General features: G+C 72.0%; 17 protein-coding genes and 1 pseudogene. 12 read left to right on the top strand and 6 right to left on the bottom strand.

Annotated features, from left to right (window positions below):
* Positions 1 to 328 precede the first annotated feature (328 nt).
* The 7 genes and pseudogenes from ACGFH9_RS02620 (at position 329) to ACGFH9_RS02590 (ending at position 7280) form a co-directional block, all read left to right on the top strand.
* Positions 329 to 1135, top strand: a complete 807-nt coding sequence (locus ACGFH9_RS02620) for a DUF5131 family protein (RefSeq protein WP_393214153.1) — start codon at positions 329 to 331, stop codon at positions 1133 to 1135.
* Positions 1136 to 1588: 453 nt separating this feature from the next.
* Positions 1589 to 2788 (top strand): substrate-binding domain-containing protein, encoded by a 1200-nt coding sequence (locus tag ACGFH9_RS02615; RefSeq protein ID WP_393214150.1) that lies wholly within the window; start codon positions 1589 to 1591, stop codon positions 2786 to 2788.
* Positions 2789 to 2791: 3 nt separating this feature from the next.
* On the top strand, positions 2792 to 3535 hold the full coding sequence (locus ACGFH9_RS02610; protein WP_393214147.1) for an ABC transporter ATP-binding protein: 744 nt from the start codon (positions 2792 to 2794) through the stop codon (positions 3533 to 3535).
* A complete protein-coding gene (locus ACGFH9_RS02605; protein ID WP_393214144.1) occupies positions 3535 to 4368 on the top strand; it encodes an ABC transporter ATP-binding protein in 834 nt (277 codons plus the stop codon). The genes ACGFH9_RS02610 and ACGFH9_RS02605 overlap by 1 nt, the downstream gene beginning before the upstream one ends.
* Positions 4365 to 5255, top strand: a complete 891-nt coding sequence (locus tag ACGFH9_RS02600; RefSeq protein ID WP_355245133.1) for a branched-chain amino acid ABC transporter permease — start codon at positions 4365 to 4367, stop codon at positions 5253 to 5255. The genes ACGFH9_RS02605 and ACGFH9_RS02600 overlap by 4 nt, the downstream gene beginning before the upstream one ends.
* Positions 5252 to 6354 (top strand): annotated as a pseudogene (locus ACGFH9_RS02595) (branched-chain amino acid ABC transporter permease). The gene ACGFH9_RS02600 and the pseudogene ACGFH9_RS02595 overlap by 4 nt, the downstream one beginning before the upstream one ends.
* Positions 6355 to 6533: 179 nt before the next feature.
* Positions 6534 to 7280: an SDR family NAD(P)-dependent oxidoreductase gene (locus ACGFH9_RS02590; protein ID WP_393214139.1), complete on the top strand. Its 747-nt coding sequence runs from the start codon at positions 6534 to 6536 to the stop codon at positions 7278 to 7280.
* A 70-nt stretch (positions 7281 to 7350) separates the two neighbouring features.
* On the opposite strand, the gene ACGFH9_RS02585 is transcribed toward ACGFH9_RS02590, so the two are convergent.
* The gene (locus ACGFH9_RS02585; RefSeq protein WP_393214136.1) at positions 7351 to 8169 is read right to left on the bottom strand and encodes a hypothetical protein; all 819 of its coding nucleotides are present in this window, start codon (positions 8167 to 8169) and stop codon (positions 7351 to 7353) included.
* A 142-nt stretch (positions 8170 to 8311) separates the two neighbouring features.
* Here ACGFH9_RS02585 and ACGFH9_RS02580 point away from each other — a divergent pair, with 142 nt between their 5' ends.
* From ACGFH9_RS02580 to ACGFH9_RS02565, 4 genes are all read left to right on the top strand, one after another.
* Positions 8312 to 9958, top strand: a complete 1647-nt coding sequence (locus ACGFH9_RS02580; protein ID WP_393214133.1) for a BTAD domain-containing putative transcriptional regulator — start codon at positions 8312 to 8314, stop codon at positions 9956 to 9958.
* Positions 9959 to 10014: 56 nt separating this feature from the next.
* Positions 10015 to 12159 carry a DEAD/DEAH box helicase gene (locus ACGFH9_RS02575; protein WP_393214130.1) on the top strand — a complete coding sequence of 715 codons (2145 nt, stop codon included), beginning with the start codon at positions 10015 to 10017 and terminating at the stop codon, positions 12157 to 12159.
* Between the two features lie 131 nt (positions 12160 to 12290).
* Positions 12291 to 12521 carry a heavy-metal-associated domain-containing protein gene (locus ACGFH9_RS02570; protein WP_393214127.1) on the top strand — a complete coding sequence of 77 codons (231 nt, stop codon included), beginning with the start codon at positions 12291 to 12293 and terminating at the stop codon, positions 12519 to 12521.
* A 130-nt stretch (positions 12522 to 12651) separates the two neighbouring features.
* Positions 12652 to 13650, top strand: coding sequence for a hypothetical protein (locus ACGFH9_RS02565; RefSeq protein ID WP_393214124.1), 999 nt, complete (start codon positions 12652 to 12654; stop codon positions 13648 to 13650).
* A gap of 119 nt (positions 13651 to 13769) precedes the next feature.
* Here the strand turns inward: ACGFH9_RS02565 and ACGFH9_RS02560 are convergent, their stop codons facing one another.
* Positions 13770 to 14186, bottom strand: a complete 417-nt coding sequence (locus tag ACGFH9_RS02560) for a helix-turn-helix domain-containing protein (protein WP_393214121.1) — start codon at positions 14184 to 14186, stop codon at positions 13770 to 13772.
* A gap of 239 nt (positions 14187 to 14425) precedes the next feature.
* On the opposite strand from ACGFH9_RS02560, the gene ACGFH9_RS02555 reads away from it, so the two are divergent.
* Complete coding sequence (locus ACGFH9_RS02555; RefSeq protein ID WP_393214118.1) at positions 14426 to 14866, top strand: hypothetical protein; 441 nt, start codon at positions 14426 to 14428, stop codon at positions 14864 to 14866.
* Between the two features lie 34 nt (positions 14867 to 14900).
* On the opposite strand, the gene ACGFH9_RS02550 is transcribed toward ACGFH9_RS02555, so the two are convergent.
* The 4 genes from ACGFH9_RS02550 to ACGFH9_RS02535 form a co-directional block, all read right to left on the bottom strand.
* Positions 14901 to 16061 carry a class I SAM-dependent methyltransferase gene (locus ACGFH9_RS02550; RefSeq protein WP_393214115.1) on the bottom strand — a complete coding sequence of 387 codons (1161 nt, stop codon included), beginning with the start codon at positions 16059 to 16061 and terminating at the stop codon, positions 14901 to 14903.
* A 92-nt stretch (positions 16062 to 16153) separates the two neighbouring features.
* The gene (locus ACGFH9_RS02545) at positions 16154 to 17842 is read right to left on the bottom strand and encodes a DEAD/DEAH box helicase (protein ID WP_393214112.1); all 1689 of its coding nucleotides are present in this window, start codon (positions 17840 to 17842) and stop codon (positions 16154 to 16156) included.
* 392 nt (positions 17843 to 18234) lie between these two features.
* Positions 18235 to 18462, bottom strand: a complete 228-nt coding sequence (locus ACGFH9_RS02540; protein WP_030329796.1) for a DUF3107 domain-containing protein — start codon at positions 18460 to 18462, stop codon at positions 18235 to 18237.
* Between the two features lie 61 nt (positions 18463 to 18523).
* Entirely contained in the window at positions 18524 to 19162 is a 639-nt protein-coding gene (locus ACGFH9_RS02535) for a TetR/AcrR family transcriptional regulator (protein WP_355242315.1), read from the bottom strand.
* Positions 19163 to 20477: the final 1315 nt, after the last annotated feature.

The following is a 20477-nucleotide window of genomic DNA, read 5'->3' as shown; positions in this document are numbered from 1 at the left end:
GGACGTGATCTTCTTGCTCGACACAAGTTGATCTACCAGGAGTCCCGTTCCCACTATCCAGCAGGGGTTGACCCGCCAATCACAGCCCTAACGCAACGGCGTGACATCCAGGATCGAGCACGATCTTGGAGGGTACAGGCGGGATCGAGGCAGCAACTTCCCTGTTGTTGCTGCCTCCACCGGCCCTGAAGCAGCAACAACAGGGAAGTTGTGGTGATCTTCGCCTGCTCGGTCGGCAACGGTGGTCGGACGAGGTGTCGGCGTTCGGGGTCTTCGGCGACAAGGTATGGGAGAACCTAACGGGCCAACACGCCGCGCAACCCTTCCCATGCGTACGGTTGTTCGACAGTATTGTCGCGTCGAGCGGAAGGAGCGGCGCACGGCGGACAAAAGCGCCATCGAGTGGACGGAAGCAACCTGGAATCCCACCACGGGTTGTGACCGCATCTCGTCAGGCTGCGACAACTGCTATGCGTTGACTCTCGCCAAACGCTTGAAAGCCATGCGCTCGGCCAAATATCAGACCGACGGAGACCCGCGCACTTCCGGCCCCGGGTTTGGCGTCGCCCTGCACCCTGATGCGCTTGATATTCCTCGTCGCTGGCGTGATCCACGGACCGTCTTCGTCAACTCCATGTTGGATCTGTTCCACGCCCGGGTACCACTTGCCTATGTGCAACAGGTCTTCGCTGTCATGCGCGAGACCCCCAGGCACACCTTCCAGGTGCTCACCAAGCGCGCCTCCAGGCTGGCGAAGGTCGCCCATCAGATCGACTGGCCGGCGAACGTCTGGATGGGCGTGAGCGTCGAGGATTACGCTCAGCGGGAACGGGTCGCCCAGCTCCGCGAGGTGCCGGCTGCGGTACGTTTCATCTCGGCTGAGCCGCTGCTGGGGCCACTGGTCGACCTGAATCTTGACGGCATTGACTGGCTGATCGTGGGGGGCGAGTCGGGGCAGGGCTGCCGCCCGATGGATCCGGCGTGGGTGCGTGACCTCCGGGATCAGTGCGCGTCTGCTGGCACCGCATTCTTCTTCAAGCAGTGGGGCGGGCGTACGCCGAAGGTCGGCGGCCGGCACCTCGACGGTCGGACCTGGGACGAGATGCCGGCCCCGCGTCTTCTCGTGCAGGCATAGGGGCTGCGGCTGGGGCTGCCCCGGCTCAAGGCCGCCAGAGAACTTCCTTCCAGAAGTCACCCGTGCCGGGGCCCGCGAAGGGGTCACTTGGCGAGGATCGATCGGGGCAATGCCCTAACTGGATGTCCGGTGCGCGTCCCCTACCCGTGCACCGGGCCGCCCTCCAGGTCAACTGATCGAGGGTGAACATGACGAGGGAACGCTTCGTGGTGCACCTGCCGGTGGTGGCCGCGCCCGGCGGACCACGCCGGGCCGTGCGGCTGACGGCGGATGGCGCGAGGCGACACACGGCCCTGGCGGTCCGTGGGGGTGCGAGCCATCGAGGGGGCGGCCCGCTGTAACCCTGGGCCACCCCCTTCCGGTTACTTGTGTGTTTCCGCCACATAGCCCGTGGGTGACGTCACTTCTAGCGTGAGCCGACAACCAAGCATCCTGTCCTCACCTGGAGTCGCGATGACGGTCCGGCACACGCGGCGGGCGTTCCTCTCCGCCGCCACGATGATGGCCGCGGCGTTGGCCGCCACGGCCTGTGGTAGCCCGCAGGACACCGCCACCGGCGGCGGCGACAGTGCCGCCCCGGTCAAGGTCGGTCTGGTGTACTCCCAGTCGGGAGCCCTGGCCAGCTACGGAAAGCAGTACATCGAGGGGTTCAAGGCGGGGCTGGACTTCGCCACCAAGGGCACCGGCAAGGTCGGTGACCGGAAGATCGAGCTGACCGAGGTCGACGACGCCGGTGACCCGGCCAAGGCGGTCTCCGCCGCGAAGGACCTGATCGGCAAGGGTACGAAGATCATTGCCGGCTCGACCGCGTCCGGGGTGGCGTTGCAGGTCGCGCCGATCGCTGCGCAGAACAAGGTCCTGTTCATCTCCGGCCCGGCCGCCACGGACGCGGTGACCGGTGCGAACAAGTACACGTTCCGGTCCGGGCGGCAGTCCTACCAGGACGTGGTGACCGCCAAGTCGTTCATCGGGAACCCGGCCGGCAAGAAGGTAGTGGTCTTCGCCCAGGATGGCGCGTTCGGCGACGCCAACGAGGCGGCCGTCAAGGCAGTCATCGGCGGCGCGGGCGCCACCGTGAGCAGTGTCCGGGCGCCGGCCAGCGCCACCGAGTTCACCCCGTTCGCCAGCCAGATCAAGGCCGCCAAGCCGGACCTGCTCTTCGTCGCCTGGGCCGGCACCACCGCCCCGGCGATGTGGCAGACCCTCGACCAGCAGGGCGTCCTGTCGTCCACGACTGTCGTCACCGGTCTGGACATCCGCGCCTCCTGGCCGACGTTCGGCGCGGCCGGCGCGAAGATCTCCTTCCTGTCGCACTACTTCGACGGCGCGTCCGACACCGAGGCGAGCAAGGCGCTCAAGGCCAAGGTCGACACGATCGACCTGTTCCACCCGGACGGCTTCGCCGCCGCCCAGATGGTGGTGCGGACCGTGCAGGAGGGCGGCGACGACGTCGACAAGATGGTCAAGGCTCTCGAGGACTGGAGCTTCGACGGGGTCAAGGGCAAGATGACCATCCGCGCTGCCGACCACGCGCTGCTCCAGCCGATGTTCCAGGCCACGCTGACCGGCAGCGGCACGGCCTTCACGGCCACCGCGCAGAAGAGCCTCACCGGCGACGAGACCGCGCCACCGGCCGTGGCCATGAAGGGCTGAGAAATGCTCGCCACCCGCGGTCTGACCTGGCGGATCGGTGAGGTCGCCATCGTCGACAGCGTCTACCTCGACCTGGCGCCCGGGGAGTTCCTGGGCGTGATCGGGCCGAACGGCGCTGGCAAGACCTCACTGTTCAACCTGATCACCGGCCTGCGCCGGGCCACGGAGGGCCGGATCACCCTGGACGGGCAGGACATCGGGTCGCTCCCGCCGCACCGGCGGGCCCGCCTCGGTCTGGGCCGTACCTTCCAGGCTTCCTCGGTCTTCGGCTCGCTCAGCGTGCGGGAGAACGTCCGGCTCGCCGTGCAGGCGCACCGCGGGGGCTCGATGGCGCTGTGGCGGCGGGCGGCGGCCGACCGGGAGGTCGCCGCCGCCGCCGACGCGGCGCTCGACCGGGTCGGCCTCGCCCACCGGGGTACGGCCCTCGCCGGCACCCTGGCCCACGGCGAGAAGCGCAAGTTGGAGATCGCGTTGCTGCTCGCGGGTGAGCCCCGGGTGATGCTGCTCGACGAGCCGATGGCCGGGGTCAGCGCCGAGGACGTGCCCGAGCTGGTGACGGTCATCAAGTCGTTGACCGGCGACAGCGGCCGGTCGGTGCTGATGGTCGAGCACCACATGGACGTGATCCTGGAGCTGGCCGACCGGATCGCCGTCATGCACCATGGCGCACTGCTGGCCTGTGACACACCGGAGACGGTGATGGCGAACCCCACGGTGCAAGAGGCCTACCTGGGGGAGTCCCTCTAATGGAACCCATTCTCACGGTGGAGGACCTGTCGGTCCGGATCTCCGGGCTGCACATCCTCCAGGGGGTGTCCTTCACCGTCGCCCCGACCGGCGTGACGGTCCTGCTCGGTCGCAACGGCGTCGGCAAGACCACCACGCTGCGTGCGATCGTCGGCCTCACCCCGCCCGCCGGGGAGGTCCGCGGCACCGTCCGGATGGGCGCGCAGAGTCTGCTGGCCCGGCCCACGCACCGGCTGGTCCGTGGCGGGCTCGGCTACGTACCCGAGGACCGCTGCGTGTTCGCCGGCCTCACGGTCGCGGAGAACCTGCGGCTCGCCGAGCGGCGGGGCACCACCCCGGCGTACGACAAGGTCTTCGCGCTCTTTCCGGAGCTGGACCGGCGCGGACGCCAACGGGCGGGATCGCTCTCCGGCGGGCAGCAGCAGATGCTCGCGATCGGACGGGTGCTGCTCAACGACAACCGGCTGCTGCTGGTCGACGAGCCGACCAAGGGGTTGGCGCCGAAGGTGGTGACCGAGGTGGCCGAGGTGTTGGAACGGGTCGCGGAGTCGGTGCCGGTGCTGCTCGTCGAGCAGAACCTGGCCGTGGTACGCCGACTGGCCCGCGACGCCGTGGTGCTCTCCGCGGGCCGGGTCGCCTGGACCGGCAACGCGCAGGAGTTGCTGCTGGAGACCGCGTTGACGAAGTCGCTGCTGGGTGTCGGTTCGGAGGTTCCGGTGAGTGAGCCGGGTTTGCGAGCCCCGCAGTCGCGAACGAAGGGTGGCTCGGTGAGCGCGAGGAGTGAGCCGGGTTTGCGAGCCCCGCAGTCGCGAACGAAGGGTGGCTCGGCATGAGCACGGTGATCCTGTTGGCGCTGACCGGGCTCGGCCTGGCGGCGCTGTACTTCCTGGTCGCCTCCGGTCTCTCCCTGGTGTTCGGCCTGGCCGACGTGCTCAACTTCGCGCACGGGCTGTTCCTCGGCGTGGGCGCGTACGGCACCTGGTGGGCGGCGGGCAACCTGCCGGGCGCGGGGTCCGACGGGTTCGGCTTCGTGCTCGCGGTCGCCTTCGGGGTGGCCGCCGGCACGCTGGTGGCGGTGCTTGTCGAGCTGGTGCTGATCCGTCCGCTCTACTCCCGCACGATCGAGCAGGTGCTGGTCACCGTCGGTCTGTCGCTGGCCGGGGTGGCGCTGCTCCAGGCCACCTGGGGGGCCGACGCGCGGCCGTTCCCGCGTCCGGAATGGACGCGGCAGGTGACCGGAATACTCGGCGCGCAGGTGCCCAACGGCGGCCTGCTGCTGATCATCGCGGCGGTGCTGGTGCTCGGCGCGATCCTGGCATTCCTGCGCTGGACGCGGTACGGCCTGGTGATCCGGGCCGGGGTGGAGAACCGGGAGATGGTGACCGCGCTCGGCATCGACGTCCGCAAGGCGTTCACCCTGGTCTTCGCGATCGGCGGGGCGGCGGCCGCGCTCGCCGGGGCGCTCGGCGGGGTCTACTTCGGCACCGTCTCGCCCGGCCAGGGCGGCTCGCTGCTGATCTTCGCGTTCATCGTGGTGGTGATCGGCGGGATGGGCTCGGTGGTCGGCTCCGCGTACGCGGCGGTCGTGGTCGGGCTGGTGCAGCAGTTCGTCAACTACTACGGCACATCCGGGCTCGGCGACATCTGCGTGGTCGGGCTGCTGGCCGTGGTGCTGCTGCTACGCCCGCAGGGCATCGCCGGAAAGGTGGCAACGGCATGACGGTGATCGACGCTCCTCCCGCGCAGGTGCCCGACGAGTTGACCCCGCAGCGGGGGCGGTGGCAACGGGTCCGCCCGTTCCTGCCGCTGGTAGCGCTTGTCGTGCTGGCGATCCTGCCGTACTCGACGATCTCCCTGCCGGGGATCTTCGAGGGGCCGGTCAACTCACCCGGCACCCTGCAGATCCTCGCCATCTGCCTGATCTTCGGTGGGCTGGCCGCCGGGTACGACCTGCTCTTCGGCCGGACCGGCATGCTCTCGTTCGGGCACGCGCTCTACTTCGCGGCCGGTGTGTACGGCACCGACGTCCTCGTCACCCGGGCCGGTCTGCCGCTGTGGCAGGCGGCGCTGCTGACCATCACCGGCGGCACCATCCTCGCCGCGCTGCTCGGCGCGGTGGCGCTGCGGACCGTGGGCATCGCGTTCGCCATGGTAACGCTCGCATTCGCCCAGGTCGGGGCGATCCTGGTGGCCCGGGACTTCGGTGGGCTGACCGGTGGCGAGGAGGGTCTTCCGCTGGACGTGTCCGGCCTGCCCGCCGGGCTGGTCGGGGTGACCAACACGGTCAACCTGTACTGGCTGGCGCTCGCGTACCTGACCCTGGTGGTCTTCGTGGTGCACCGCGTCAGCGGGTCGCCGACCGGTCGGGTGCTCGCCGGACTGCGCGACGACGAGCGGCGGATCGGTGTGCTCGGGCTGGACCCGTACCGCTACAAGCTGGTGGCGTTCACCCTGGCCGGCGGGTTGGCCGCGGCCGGCGGGGTGGTCTACGTCCTGATCGTCGGCGGTGCGTCGCCGCACATCACGTCCTCCGAGCTGACCCTGTCACTGCTGGTCATGGTGGTGCTCGGTGGGCCAGGCACCCGGTGGGGACCGGTGCTGGGCGGCGTCCTCTACATGTACCTGGACCACCGGCTCACCGCCTTCGGTACGAGCGACGCGGTCGACAACCTGCCGGCCGTCCTCAGTCACCCGCTGAGTCAGCCCCTGTTCGTCCTCGGCACGGTCTTCATCCTGGCTGTCTACTTCTTCCCCGGAGGCCTGACGAGCCTCGCCCCCGCCTGACCGCCCTGACCAGAGCCCTCCGCCCCCGTCCCTGACCCCACCCACCCCCCACCCCCCGTCCCACCCCACCCACCCCCACCCCACCCCGTCGATCATGAAGTTATTGCCCCGACACGCCGTGCGGGAGGGCGATAACTTCATGATCGACGGGGTTCTGCGACGGGGTTCTGCGACGGGGTTCTGCGACGGGGTTCGGCCTAGGGAGGGTATGCACATGGATTCGCGGCTTGCTGTCGTTAGTGGGGGTGCGACCGGGATCGGGGCGGCGGTTGCTTCCGCGTTCGCGCGGGACGGGTACGACGTTCTTGTCGTCGGGCGGCGCGGGGATGCCCTGGCCACCGCCGCCGAGCGCCTCAGTGTCGACTGTGGACGGCCGGGCGCGGTCACCCCGGTGACCGCGGACCTGACCGATCCGGAGCAGCTCGAGCGGGTCGTGGCGGCGGTCGCCGGCCGGCCGGTCGACGCGGTGGTCAACAACGCCGGGAGCTACCTGGCCGGGGACACCGGGACGCTGGCCGGGACCGCCGCGTACTGGCGGGCCAACCTCGACGCCAACGTCCTCACCGCGGTGCTGTTGACCGAGGCGCTGCGGCCGGCGCTGCGTCGGCCCGGCGGTCGGGTGATCATGGTCAGTTCGATCGCCGCCCAGCGGGGCGGCGCTGACCCGTACGCGGCGGCGAAGGCCGCTCTGCACGGCTGGGCGTACACCCTGGCGGCGCAGCTCGGCCCGGAACAGATCACGGTCAACGTGGTGAGCCCGGGCTACGTCGCCGAGACCGAGTTCTTCGGCGACCGGATGACCCCCGAGGGGTACGCGAAGCGGGTCGCGGAGACGCTCGTCAAGCGTCCCGGACTGCCGGACGAGATCGCCGAGGCAATCCGTTACCTCGCCAGTCCGGCCGCCGGCTACGTGACCGGGCAGGTCCTCGGCGTCAACGGCGGCTCGGTCCTCGGTCGCTGACCACGCCAGCGTCCGCAGACGACGACGAGGCGGCGGCCCCCCGTGTGGCCGCCGCCCTTTGTGTCGTGGGTCAGCCGTTCAGCAGGTCGTACGCCATTGCCGGGGCCTTCGTGGTGGCGGCGCCGGTCGGCACGGTGATCTTCGGCGCGCTGCCGTAGTCGGCGTACCTGACGACGTAGTCGTACGCCTTCGCCTTTCCGGCTGCCGGCATCTTCAGCGTCAGCGACGCCAGGTGCTTGTCCGCACCGACCACGGCCGTGAACGGCACCTTCTTGCCGGCCTCGCCGAGGGCCGCCGCCTCGCCGTCCTCCAGCGCCTTCGCCGCCTCTCCGGCGCTCACGTCGATGAACCCGACGTATTGACCAGGGCTCTTCTGCTCGACCGAGGTGGCCGCCTGGATCAGCGGACCGGCGTTGCCCTGGTCCACGCCGTCGTACGTCGGGATGCTCGTGGCATCGGTCAGCTTCGCGCGGTCCAGCTTCATCCACTTGTCGGGGAACTTCGGAAGCCCGGGACGGCCGCTGAACTTCGCCTTCACCCAGTTCTGGTCCTCGATCACCAGGAACGACATCTTCACCACGACGCCCTCGTCGGGCGGCATGACCATGTTGAGTTCGAACGCCTTCGCCGCCGGGTCGATCCGGCCGTCGATCGTGCTCGACGCGTCCTTGCCGCTGAACCGGAACGCCCCCTCCGTGCCGTCCGGGACGGCGTCGAGGAGCGCCTCCTTCGGACTGACGCTCGGGCTGGCGGACGGGCTGCTCTGCGGTGCCGCGGGGGGCTCGCTCTTCGGCCCGCAACCCGCGAGCAGGGTGGTCGCGGCCAGCACGGCGGCGGCCGTACCAACCGTCCGTCGGATGGTGCCGGCGGTGCCCGTTGCCTGTGTCATCGCATTTCTCTTTCTCGCTGCGTGGCTTGTGCGGAGGAGGATGCTGCCGGCCGGCACGGCGGTTCGGCTGCCGATATGCTGCCGTCCGGCTGCCGGGCACTGCCGTCCGGCTGTCCCGGGGGTGTCAGGAGCGGAAACTCGCATGTCAGGCCAACTGCGTTTCGAGATTCTCGGTCCTCAGCGGGCCTGGTACGCCGACCAAGAGATCGACCTCGGTCCCGGTAAGCAGCGGGCGGTGCTCGCCGTGCTCCTGCTCGCTGCCGGCCGTCCGGTGTCCACCGGGCAGATCGTCGACGCGGTCTGGCCCGAGGAGCCGCCCGCGAACGGTCCCAACGTGGTGCAGAAATACGTGGCCGGGCTGCGCCGGGTGCTGGAACCGGACCGGTCCCCACGGACGCCCGGACAGGTGCTCAGCCTGACCGACGCCGGTTACCTGCTGCGGGTGGATCCCGAGGCGGTGGACGCGGTCCGTTTCGAGCGGGGTGTGCAGGCCGCCCGCCAGCGACACGCGTCCGGGCTTGCGGAGCAGGCGCTGGGCGAACTGGCGACCGCCCTGTACCTCTGGCACGGGGAGCCGTTCACCGGCTTCACCGGCCCGATCTTCGAGGCGGCCCGGCAGCGGTTGGTGGAGTTGCGGGCCGTGGCGTTGGAGACCCGGGCCGAGTTGAGGCTGGACCTCGGACGGCACCGCGAGACGGTCGGTGAGCTGGTGGAGCTGGTGGCCGAGTTTCCCGTCCGGGAACGGCTGCGACACCAGCTCATGCTCGCGCTCTACCGCAGCGGGCGGCAGGCCGAGGCGCTCGCCGCCTACCGGGAGTTCGGCGAGCTGCTCCGCGAGGAGTACGGCATCGAGCCGGGCGGGGCGTTGCAGGAACTGCACCGGCGCATCCTGCGTTCCGACCCGACGCTCGTGATGGCGGAACCCACCGAACCGGAGGCGCCGCCACCGGTGGCGGCCACGGTGCGCGAACCGGCGACGCCGATGGTCGCACCCGCGGGTCTCATCCCCACCCAACCGGCGCCGGCCGTCGTCTCAGCGCCTCCGCCGCTGCTTCCGCCGCCTCCGGCCACTGCCACGAAGCCCGCGCGGCGGGAGGCGCCGTACTGGGCGAGCAGGACCGTCACGATCCTCGGTACGCTGCTCGTCCTGCTCTCGTTCGGCTGCCTGACCTGGCTGGTGATCCTGGCGTACGCGGTCTGGCGGCGGAGTTGGCGCCTCGCTGTCGCAGGCGTCGGCTACCTGGTGCTGGTCGTCGTCGAGGTGACCATGCTCGACATGGAGAATCCGGACGCCGAGGTGCCCGGCCCGGAGGCGGTGACATTCCTCGGTCTGGCCGTCATCACCTGGCTCGCCGGTGCGGTGCATGTGGTCCTGCTCAGCCGTGGGCTCTGGGAGGCGATCACCGCACGGCCGGACAGCGCCCGGGGTCGCGCGAAGGAGGAGCGGCGCATCCGGCGCGAGCACGCCCGCTACCTGCTCTACCACTACCCGGCGGCCCGGACCGAGCTGGGACTTGGCCGGCCCGACCTGGCCCGCAGCTTCGACGACGGTGGTCTGGTCGACGTCAACGCGGTTCCCGAGCAGGTGCTCACCACCCTGCCCGGCCTGACACCCGAGCAGGGCCGGCAGATCGTCGTGGACCGCTGGCTGCGCGGCCCGTACGCCTCGATGGAGGAGCTCGCGGCGCGCTGCCTGCTGCCTCCGAGCGGGACCGAGCCCCTTCGGGACCTGTTGCTCTTTCTTCCGCCGGCGTCCCAGTCCGACGAGGCACGAAGGCAGGGATCGTGACGGGAACCTCGCGCGCGGCCGGGGGTTCTGACGTACGGCGCTGGTAGAAATGCCGGATGGGCGACGAACGGGCGGCGGTACGGGAGCGGGCCGAGGCGGTGCTGCGCCGGCTGGCCGGTGAGCACGCCCGGCTGCGCGAGGACCAGTGGCGGGCCATCGAGGCGTTGGTCGTCGACCGGCGACGGGTGCTGTGCGTGCAGCGGACCGGTTGGGGCAAGTCGGCGGTCTACTTCGTGGCCACCGCGCTGCTGCGTGACCGCGAGCAGACCGGCGGGGGCGACGGCGGCGGGCACGGCCCGACAGTCATCGTGTCGCCGCTGCTGGCCCTCATGCGCAACCAGGTCGAGGCGGCGGCCCGCGCCGGCATTCGTGCGCGCACGATCAACTCGGCGAACCTCGACGAGTGGGACGAGATCACCGCCGAGATCCAGGCCGGCGCGGTGGACGTCCTGTTGATCAGCCCGGAGCGCCTCAACAACCCCGACTTCCGCGACGGCGTGCTGCCGAAGCTGGCCGCGACGACCGGTCTGCTGGTGGTCGACGAGGCGCACTGCGTCTCGGACTGGGGGCACGACTTCCGGCCGGACTACCGGCGGCTGCGGACGTTCCTCGCCGAGTTGCCCGAGCGCACGCCCGTGCTCGCCACCACCGCCACCGCCAACGCCCGGGTCACCCAGGACGTCGCCGAGCAGTTGGGCGACGCGCTCGTCCTGCGCGGGACGTTGGACCGCGAGTCGCTGCGGCTCGGCGTCCTCGACCTGCCCAGCCCCGCGCACCGACTGGCGTGGCTCGCCGACCACCTGGACGAGCTGCCCGGCTCCGGCATCGTCTACACGCTGACCGTCGCGGCAGCCGGGGAGGCCACCGAGTTCCTGCGCTCCCGGGGCTACCCGGTCGCGTCGTACACCGGCCAGGCCGACGACGCCGACCGGCGGGCCGCCGAGCAGGACCTGCTCGACAACAAGATCAAGGCGCTGGTGGCGACCAGCGCGCTCGGCATGGGCTTCGACAAGCCCGACCTGGGCTTCGTCGTCCACCTCGGCGCGCCGCCGTCACCGATCGCGTACTACCAACAGGTCGGCCGTGCCGGCCGCGCCGTCGAGCACGCCGAGGTGCTGCTGCTGCCCGGCGCGGAGGACGCCGCCATCTGGCGCTACTTCGCCTCGCTGGCGTTCCCACCGGAACAGCAGGTCCGGGCCGTGCTGGCCGCCCTGCACACCGACCGACCGCTCTCCACCCAGGCCCTCGAACCCCTCGTCGACCTGCGCCGGGCCCGCCTGGAGCTGATGCTCAAGGTCCTCGACGTGGACGGCGCGGTCCGCCGGGTGCGCGGTGGCTGGCTCGCCACCGGCGAGCCCTGGGTCTACGACGAGGCCCGGTTGCGCCGCGTCGCCGAGGCACGCACCGTCGAGCAACAGGCCATGCGGGAGTACGCGTCGACGGGCGACTGCCGGATGCGATATCTACGGGAACGCCTCGACGACACCGGGGCGGCCGACTGCGGTCGGTGCGACAGGTGTGCCGGCCCACTGTTCGACGCGGACGTCTCGACGGCCGCGCTCACCGCCGCGCAGACCTTCCTGGGCCGCCCCGGCGTGGAGATCGCGCCCAAGAAGCTCTGGCCGACCGGGTTGGACGCGGTGGGCGTACCCCTCAAGGGCCGGATCGCCCCGACGGACCAGGCGCTGCCCGGCCGCGCGGTCGGCCGCCTGTCCGACCTGGGGTGGGGTGGCCGGTTGCGGGATCTGGTCGGCCCGGAGGCGCCCGACGCCCCGGTGCCGGACGACGTGGCCGGCGCGGTGGTGGAGGTGCTGAAGGCCTGGGCGCACGGCGACAACCCGTGGCCCCGCCGCCCGGTGGCGGTGGTCGCGGTCTCCTCCCGCCGTCGCCCCCGGCTGGTCGGTTCGTTGGCCGAGCGGATCGCCGCCGTGGGCCGGCTGCCGCTGCTCGGCGCGGTCGCCGCGACCGGCCCGGTTGGCCCCGGCGGGCCGCGCGGCAACAGCGCACAGCGGGTACGCGCGCTGCACGACGCCTTCGTCGTGCCGTCCGAGCTGGCCGCCGCGCTGGCCGCGCTGGACGGTCCGGTGCTGCTCGTCGACGATCTGGTCGACTCGGGTTGGACGATGACGATGGTGGCCCGTGAACTGCGGCGGGCCGGTGCGCCCGACGTGCTTCCGTTCGCCCTCGCCGTGGCCGGCTGAGCCGCACCTGTCATCGCCGGGCAGCCGGCGACGGCTGCGGCGGAAAGTTCCCGGGGCGGGCAGAGTGCGACGGCCGCCACGCTGTCCCGGCGTCGACCGGAACCGGCCGGGCGCGGCGGTACGGTGGCGGGATGACCGATCAGCAGCTCGTCACCCGCGCGTACGCCGTCACGGGCATGGCCTGCGCACACTGCGTGAGTGCGGTCACCGGCGAGCTGTCGACGCTGCCCGGTGTGCGGCAGGTCCAGGTCGACCTCGCCACCGGCACCGCCACGGTGACCAGCGACGCGCCGCTGCCCGACGAGTCGGTGCGGGCGGCGGTCGACGAGGCCGGCTACGAGCTGGACGCCGGCGGTGCCTGACCAGGCTGGCGCGACCGGAAGCGCCGTCGCGCCGGGCGCGGCCGTGTCAGGCGGGAGCGTCGACGCGTCGGGCGCGGGCGCGGCCATGCCGGCCGGGAGCGCCGTCGCGTCAAGCAGGGTGGGCGCGGCCGTGCCCGAGCTGGATGCCGTCGCGTCGGACCAGGCGGCCGTCCCGGACCAGGCCGAGGTCCCGGACCGTGGTGTCGCCGGTGGGCCGGACCGGAGCACGGTCCGGTTGGCGCTGGTGGTGGGCGGGCTGGTGCTCGCCGTCCTGCTCGGCTTCGGCCTCGGTCGCCTGAACGGCGGCACCAACGTCGGCGGCGGCACCACCGGCGGTACGGCGCTGACCCCCGACCACACACATCCGGCGGGCACGGCGGCCCACGACCACGGGTCCGTCGCGGGCACCGACCAGGGTGCGGCCACCGAGCCCGGCGGTCTGTCCGTCAGCTCCAGCGGGTACACGCTCGTGCCGCTGGCCACCGAGTTCCCGGCCGGCCGCCCCGGGCAGCTCCGCTTCCAGGTACGCGACGCGCAACGTCGGCCGGTCACCCGCTTCGCCGTCGTACACGACAAGCCGATGCACGTCATCGTGGTCCGTCGGGACCTGACCGGCTACCAGCACCTGCATCCGACGATGGCGCCGGACGGCACCTGGTCGGTACCCGTGACACTGGCGCAGCCCGGTGTCTGGCGGGCGTATGCGGACTTCACGGCGGTCGCTGACAGCGGTGGCCAGAGCGCCGTGACCCTCGGCGTGGACCTGGTCGTGCCGGGTACGTACCAGCCGCGTCCGCTGCCCGCGCCGGCGACCTCGACGACGGTCCACGGGTTCACGGTCGGCTACCAGGGCAGTCCCCAGGCAGGGGTGACGGTGCCGCTGACCTTCCGGATCGACGGACCGACCGGTGGCGCGGTGCTGGAGCGCTACCTGGGCGCGTACGGGCACCTGGTGACGCTGCGCGAGGGCGACCTCGGCTACCTGCACGTGCACCCCGAGCCGGAGTTGGTCGACGGTCAGGTCAAGTTCTGGTTGACGATCCCCAGCCCCGGCAGCTACCGCCTCTACCTGGACTTCCAGGTGGCCGCCAACGTCCACACCGCCGAACTGACCCTGACCATCCCGTAAGCCCCAACCGCGTTGATCATGAAGTTGTTGCCGCTCGCGTCGGCGTGTCGCGGCAATAACTTCATGATCAACGCAGTGGGGGTGGGGTGGGGTGGGGGTGGGGGTGGGGGGGTGGGGGGTTAGCCGGCTTGGCGGGTGGGGCGGCGGGCGAGGTAGCGGAGGAGATCGCGGATGTGGTGCTTCTCCTCGGCGGGCACGGCGGGGTCGGCCAGGCGGTCCAGGATGGCGCGGACGTCGGCGTCGACCGGGCCGTCGTCACTGCGCCGTCGGGGCGTCGGACCCGCGTCGGGCAGCCCGAGCGCCCGGAACGCGGCCGCCACCGGCAGGTCCAGCGCGGCGCAGAAGCCGCGTACCTTGGCCAGTTCCGGATAGTCCTGCCAGTCACCGGCGAGCCAACGGAACACGGTGGAGCGGCCCACGCCCGTGTGTGCGGCGAGATCGGTCACGGTCCACCCGCGCTCTTCGCGGGCGTCGTCGATGGCCCGCCGGACGAAGCGGGCGAACGCCATCTGCGGTGTTACGTCTGCGGAACCCATTCCGGTATGTCTTTCCCTCCCGGCCGAGCACTGGGAAGATGCGCCTTCGAGCGTAGTACGCCGAGGATCGGAAACCACTGACTGACCGCACAAACTGTCCCACGGATGAGACTCCACCTCGGGCAGTATTCGGACCGGTGCCGAGCGATCATCATCGTTCTTCCACTAAGCTCGGTGCCCGTCCCGGCACGGCGCACGCGCGCCTGCCGCGTTCGCCCGGACCACCGCCGAGGAGCACCATGGCCGAATCGCGCCGTCCGCAGCCGTACCAGCCTGGTGCGGTGAGCCTCTTCTTCGTCGTCAAGGCCGGCGTCTTCGCCGCCGGGTTCTGGATCTGGCTGCTGGTCCTGGTGCTCCGCACGGATGCGGCGACCGGCGCCCAGGTGCTGGCCGCCACCGGCGCGATCACCACCACGCTGGTCGCCGTGGTCCTGGGTGCGCGGATGGCGTTGCAGCACAACGCCGCCGTCCGGCACGCCGAGACGAAGAAGCTGCTCGTCGACATCTCCTGGAACGCGTTCACGGCTGCCGGTAACGCCGAGAGCTCGGGCAAGGTGGTGCCCTTCCCGAGCAGCCCGATCGACGACGACCGCGCGACGCGGCACACCGGGGACCGGGTGTCGGTCTTCGACCGTTCCGGCAGCCGGGACCGGGGCGGCAACACCGACCGCCGGCGCTAGCCGCTACGACCGGCCGGCGGGCAGCCCGCCAGCGCTACGACCGGCCGGCGTGCTGCTCGTCGGAGGCCAGCAGGACCTCCAGCCGGGGCGTGACCTGCCACTGGTCGACGAGCTCGCGGTAGTCCGCCTGCCGTGGGTCGACGGCGTCGGTGCGGCGGGCGCGGATCAGCAGGTTGCGGGGCGTGTGCTGGGAGTCGACGAACTCCACCACCTCGGTCCGGTACCCGTGCGCCCGCAGCAACCCGGCGCGCAACGCGTCGGTGAGCACGTCGGCGAAGCGCTCCCGCAGGATGCCCTGCCGCGTCAACAGCTCGTACGGTGCCGGGGTGGGCGCGGCGCGTAGCTGCTTGGCGAGGTCGTGGTGACAGCACGGTGCCGCGAGCACCCAGCGGGCCTGCCAGCGCACCGCGCGCGCCAGCGCCTCGTCGGTGGCGGTGTCGCAGGCGTGCAGCGCCAGTACCAGGTCCGGCGAGGGGTCGACGACGGCCTCGGCGATCGTGCCGGCGACGAAGCTGACCTTGTCGGCCCAGCCCAGTCGCTGCGCCAGTTCGGTGTTGCGGCGGCGCTGGTCCTCGCGGACGTCCACGCCGACCAGCTCGACATCGAGCCCCCGGCTCGCCAGGTAACGGTAGGCGGCGAAGGTCAGGTAGGCGTTGCCGCAGCCCAGGTCGACCACCCGTAGCGGGCCGGTCAGATCGTCGGGCAGGGTCGCCGCCAGGGCGCGCAGGAACGCGTCGACCTGCCGCCGTTTGGCCGCCGAGCCACCGATCTCGGCGAAGATCGGGTCGCCGGGATCGAGCAGGTACTCCTTGGCCCGGTCGTTTCCACCGGGCTTCGCCGCCGGTCGCGCCGTCGCCGCCCGGTGCACCTGCGCCTCGCCGGACTTGGTCACCCGTAGCTGGAGGGTCTCGTCGGTCGTCTCCACGTGCCAGTTGCCGAAGGGCTCGGCCAGCAGTTCGTCGACCGCCGCGTCGGCCTCGGGACCGGGAGCGACATTGCGGGTGTACGGGCGTACGCCGTCGGAGGTGGTGACCTGAAGTCGGGGCCCGGCCTTCAGCGTCACCGGCCGCAGCTCGGCCCGCTCGACTGTGGGGCGACGGCCGCGGCGGCGTCCGGCGGCGACCGCCCGGGTCAGCGCGGGGTCGCGCAGTAGCGCTCGAACCTCGGTCAGGGCAGCGTCCAGTGGTTGCGGCATCGTTCCATCTTCGGCAGGTGGGGTGGGAAGAAGGCGACATCCCCCGTACCGCGCTCGGGCGGTGCGGGGGATGTCGGATGGATCTCGTTGCGTCAGTCCGCGGTCGCCTCGGCCGGCGTACCCGCGTCGGAACCGCCACCACCACGACGGCGGCGGCGGCGGCGCGGCTTCGACACCTCGCCCTCGGTCGCGTCGGCGGCCTCGGCCGGCGCTGCGTCGGCGGTGATCACAGCGGTCGGCTCACCCGTCACCGTCTCGCCGGCCCGGCGGCGACGCCGGCGGCGCGGGGTGCCGGTGGCCTCGTCGCCGGCGGTGTCCGCGGGCGCCTCGGCGGCCGGCGTGCCGGCGTCGCTGCGGTCCCGGCGACCGTCGCCCCGACCACGGCGCTCGCCCCTGCCCTCGCCACGACTCTCACCGCGTCGGGAGCCCCGGCCACCGCCGTCACCGCGGCGGGAGCGCGTCGTGCCGCCCAGGTCTTCCTCGATCTCGGCGGACAACCCGGCGCGCGTCCGCTCGGCGGTGGGCAGCGTGCCGCTGACCTCGGTCGAGATGTGCAGGTCGGTGTAGAGGTGCGGAGAGGTGTGGTACGTCTCCGGCGGCTCGGGCATCTCCAGACCGAGGGTCTTGTCGATGATCCGCCAGCGCGGCATGTCGTCCCAGTCGACGAAGGTCACCGCGACGCCGGTCGCCCCGGCCCGACCGGTACGACCGATGCGGTGGGTGTAGGTGTCCTGGTCTTCCGGGCAGTCGTAGTTGATGACGTGGGTGACGCCGGTGACGTCCAGCCCTCGGGCCGCGACGTCGGTGGCGACCAGGATGTCGATCTTGCCGGCGCGGAAGGCCCGCAGGGCCCGCTCCCGGGCGCCCTGGCCGAGGTCACCGTGCACCGCGGCGACCGCGAACCCGCGGAAGTCGAGATCCTCGGCGACCCGGTCGGCGGCCCGCTTGGTGCGGGTGAAGATCATGGTCAGCCCACGCCCCTCGGCCTGGAGGATGCGCGCCACCACCTCGACCTTGTTCATCGAGTGGGTGCGGTAGACCAGCTGCTGGGTCTGCGGCGACGGTCCGGTCTCGGCGGTGTGGCCGGCGTGGATCGTCATCGGCTGGCGCAGGAAACGCCGGGACAGGGTGACGATCGGGTCCGGCATGGTCGCCGAGAAGAGCATCGTCTGCCGGTCCTCCGGCAGCATCGCCAGGATCTTCTCGACGTCGTCGAGGAAGCCCAGGTCGAGCATCCGGTCGGCCTCGTCGAGGACGAGGGCGTGCACCCGGTCGAGGCGCAGGTGCTTCTGCTTCTGGAGGTCCATCAGTCGGCCCGGGGTGCCGACCAGGATCTCGACGCCCTTGCGCAGCGCGTCGATCTGCGGCTCGTACGCCACGCCGCCGTAGATCGGCAGCACGCGGACGCCGCGCGTCCGGCCGGCGGCGGCCAGGTCCTTGGCGACCTGGATGCCCAGCTCACGGGTGGGGACGACGACCAGCGCCTGGGGGACGCCGTCGCTGCCCTCGCCCGGCGCGAAGACCCGGTCCAGCAGCGGTACGCCGAAGCCGAGGGTCTTGCCGGTGCCGGTGGGCGCCTGGCCGATGAGGTCGACGCCGCGCAGCGCGATCGGGATCGCGTACTCCTGGATGGCGAACGCGCGGGTGATGCCGGCCGAGGCCAGGGCCTCGACGGTCTCGGCGCGGGCGCCGAGTTCGGCGAACGTGGGGGCCTCCGGTCGAACCGGGGCGGTGGGGGCCAGTTCCTGGCCGTCCAGCAAATCTTGAGTCAACTCGCTCATGTGGATGTGGGGGTGCCCTCTCGTGGGTGCGCCCCGTCATGTCCTCAGGGCGCGGTCGGTATGACGCGGGCCACACGGTCGGGGGCAGACTGCCGAGCCGGACCGGGCCGCACGCGCACCGCAGGCTGAACGTCGATCAGATCGGCGCCCGCGGCAACTGCTCTATGCTACCCGAACAGGCAAGCGCACGTCCCGATTCCCGGTCGGCCAGCCGCCACGCGGGGCAAGTGAATGTGAGCTGCCTCACATATCGTCGCGGAGTTTTCACGCGGCACACCGCAGGAATGGCGGCTCTCGGGCCGAACAACTGCGCGCCCACCCCTGGGGCGCGCTCCGCGGTGCCGGCCCGCGGCAGGTGGCCGGACGCCGACCTGCCGCGACGGCCGGACCGGTCAGCGGACGGTGAAACCGACCGCTCGGGGGGACGCCTCGGCGATCTCGACGTAGGCGACCTTCTCGACCGGAACGATGACCCGCCGGCCCTTCTCGTCGGTCAGGGAGAGCGTGCCGCCGTTGCCGGCGAAGGCGTCGGTCACGATCTGCTCGATCTCGGCCGGCGACTGCGCGCTGTCCAGAACCAGCTCGCGCGGCGCGTACTGCACGCCGATCTTGACCTCCACTGTGCCTCCTCAACTGGGCGATAACCGCCCTGCGAAGGCTATCCGATCACGGGGTTGGCGGTCAGGCTGACTCACCTTGCAGCGGGAAGCTCGCGATGCCCCGCCACGACAGCGCCGCGACCAGCGCCTCGGCCTCGGCCTTCGGCACCTGCCGGCCGCCGGCGAGCCAGAACTGCGCGGCCGTCTCCGCCGCGCCGACCAGCCCGGAAGCGAGCAGTTCGGCGTGCGACCGGCTCACGCCGGTGTCGGAAATGATGGTGTCGGTGATCGCCGCGATGCAGCCCTGCTCGACCCGCTCGACCCGCTGCCGTACCGCCGGGTCGTTGCGCAGGTCCGACTCGAAGACGAGGCGGAACGCCTCGCTCTCGTGATCGACGAAGTCGAAGTACGCGCGCACCGACGCGCCGACCCGCTCCTTGTTGTCACTGGTGCCGCGCATCGCCTCGCGCACCTGAGCGACGATGGCGTCACAGTGCGTGTCCAGCAGGGCCAGATAGAGGTCCATCTTGCCGGGGAAGTGTTGGTAGAGCACCGGCTTGGAGACCCCGGCCCGCTCGGCGATGTCGTCCATCGCCGCAGCGTGGTAGCCCTGCGCGACGAACACCTCCTGCGCCGCCGCGAGCAGCTGCTTACGACGCGCGGAGCGGGGCAGGCGCGTGGGCCTGCCTGCGGTCTGTGCGCCGTTCCCCACAGCGGTCATGGGCTCCTCCGAGTTCTCCGTACGAGCCGGCATTTTCCCCCCAGACGGGGCGGCCCCCGACCGCGTCGTGGAATTGGCCCGCCGCTGTAACTTATCGCCACTCTCCCCACACGGTAGCCTCAGCGAGGGCGACCAAGGAGCGCGCGGTGAGTGAAACAGGGCAACCCGGAGCCGCCACCCCGGGAGAGCACGGTGACGGAGCGGGTCAGCACGACGATCCGGGCCGTTCCGGCGGCGGGTGGGCGCCCTCGACGGGCGGGTGGTCCCCGTCCGGCGAGCGCGAAACGGCCGGGGAGCAGGCGCCACGATGGCAGTCCGACCCCGCGTCCGGCTGGCGCACCACCTCCACGAGGCACGGTGACCTGCCGGCCCCGCTACCCGGAGTGAACGGGGACTCCGAGCGGCAGGCCAGAGTCAACGGCAACCACACCAACGGCGTCCACCATGCCGAGGTCGACGGCGACGGCGAGGTCGACGGGGTCCACCACGCCGACGCCGAGGTGCTCGGCGTCGGGCCGTCGTCCGGTCGCCAGACGCCGGTGAGCGCGCCGCCGGGGCGGACCGTCGAAGACCGGCCCGACCTGGGTGCCGGCCGCCTCGCGGTGCCCGCCCAGCGCCCCGCGCCGCCGACGGAGCAGGGGTCGGGGGAGGCCGACACCGGCCGGGCCCGGCACCTGACCGCCGACCCCGCCGCACCGCACGGCGCCCGCTGGTCAGAGCCCGGTGTGCCCGGCACGGCACCCATCCAGGTGCCGCCCGTCGGCGCGGCCGCCTCGGGCTTCGAGGTGCCACCCGGTCTCCGCGCGCCCACCGGCGACCGGTCGACCGTCGACGACCCGCCGGCCGTGTCGCGCGCCCGACCGGAAGACCTCGCGCCGGAGGGCTCGGCCGAGTCGGGGCGCGGCGACGACCCCGAGCCGGAGCGCCCCGTCGGGGACGGGCGCCGCGCTGGCGAATCCTCCTCCATCGAGCCGGACTGGTCCGGGCCCAGCTGGAACCGCCCGAGCTGGGGCAGCGGGTGGGCGCCACCCTGGTCCCGCCAGGACGGCGAGCCGGCCGACCGGCCGACGCGGGACGAGTCCGCGCCGGGTTGGGTAGCCGAGCCGAGCGTGCCGTACGAGGCGGTGCGTGCCGAGCCGACCCGCCCGTACGAGCCGTTGGCCGCCGAGCCGAGCCGCCCGTACGACGCCGAGCCACCGCGCCCGTACGACGTCGCCCCCGACGCCGAAGCGGCTTCCGGTCGCGACCGGTCCACGCGCCCGTCCTGGGCCGGCGAGCGTCCGGTCCCGACCCCGATCAGCGTGCCGCCGGCAGC

Source organism: Micromonospora sp. NPDC049102 (genome assembly GCF_043197485.1).
In the GTDB taxonomy this organism is placed as follows: domain Bacteria; phylum Actinomycetota; class Actinomycetes; order Mycobacteriales; family Micromonosporaceae; genus Micromonospora.
Note: the sequence above shows the minus strand (reverse complement) of the source record. Positions and strands in the feature narration are given on the sequence as shown.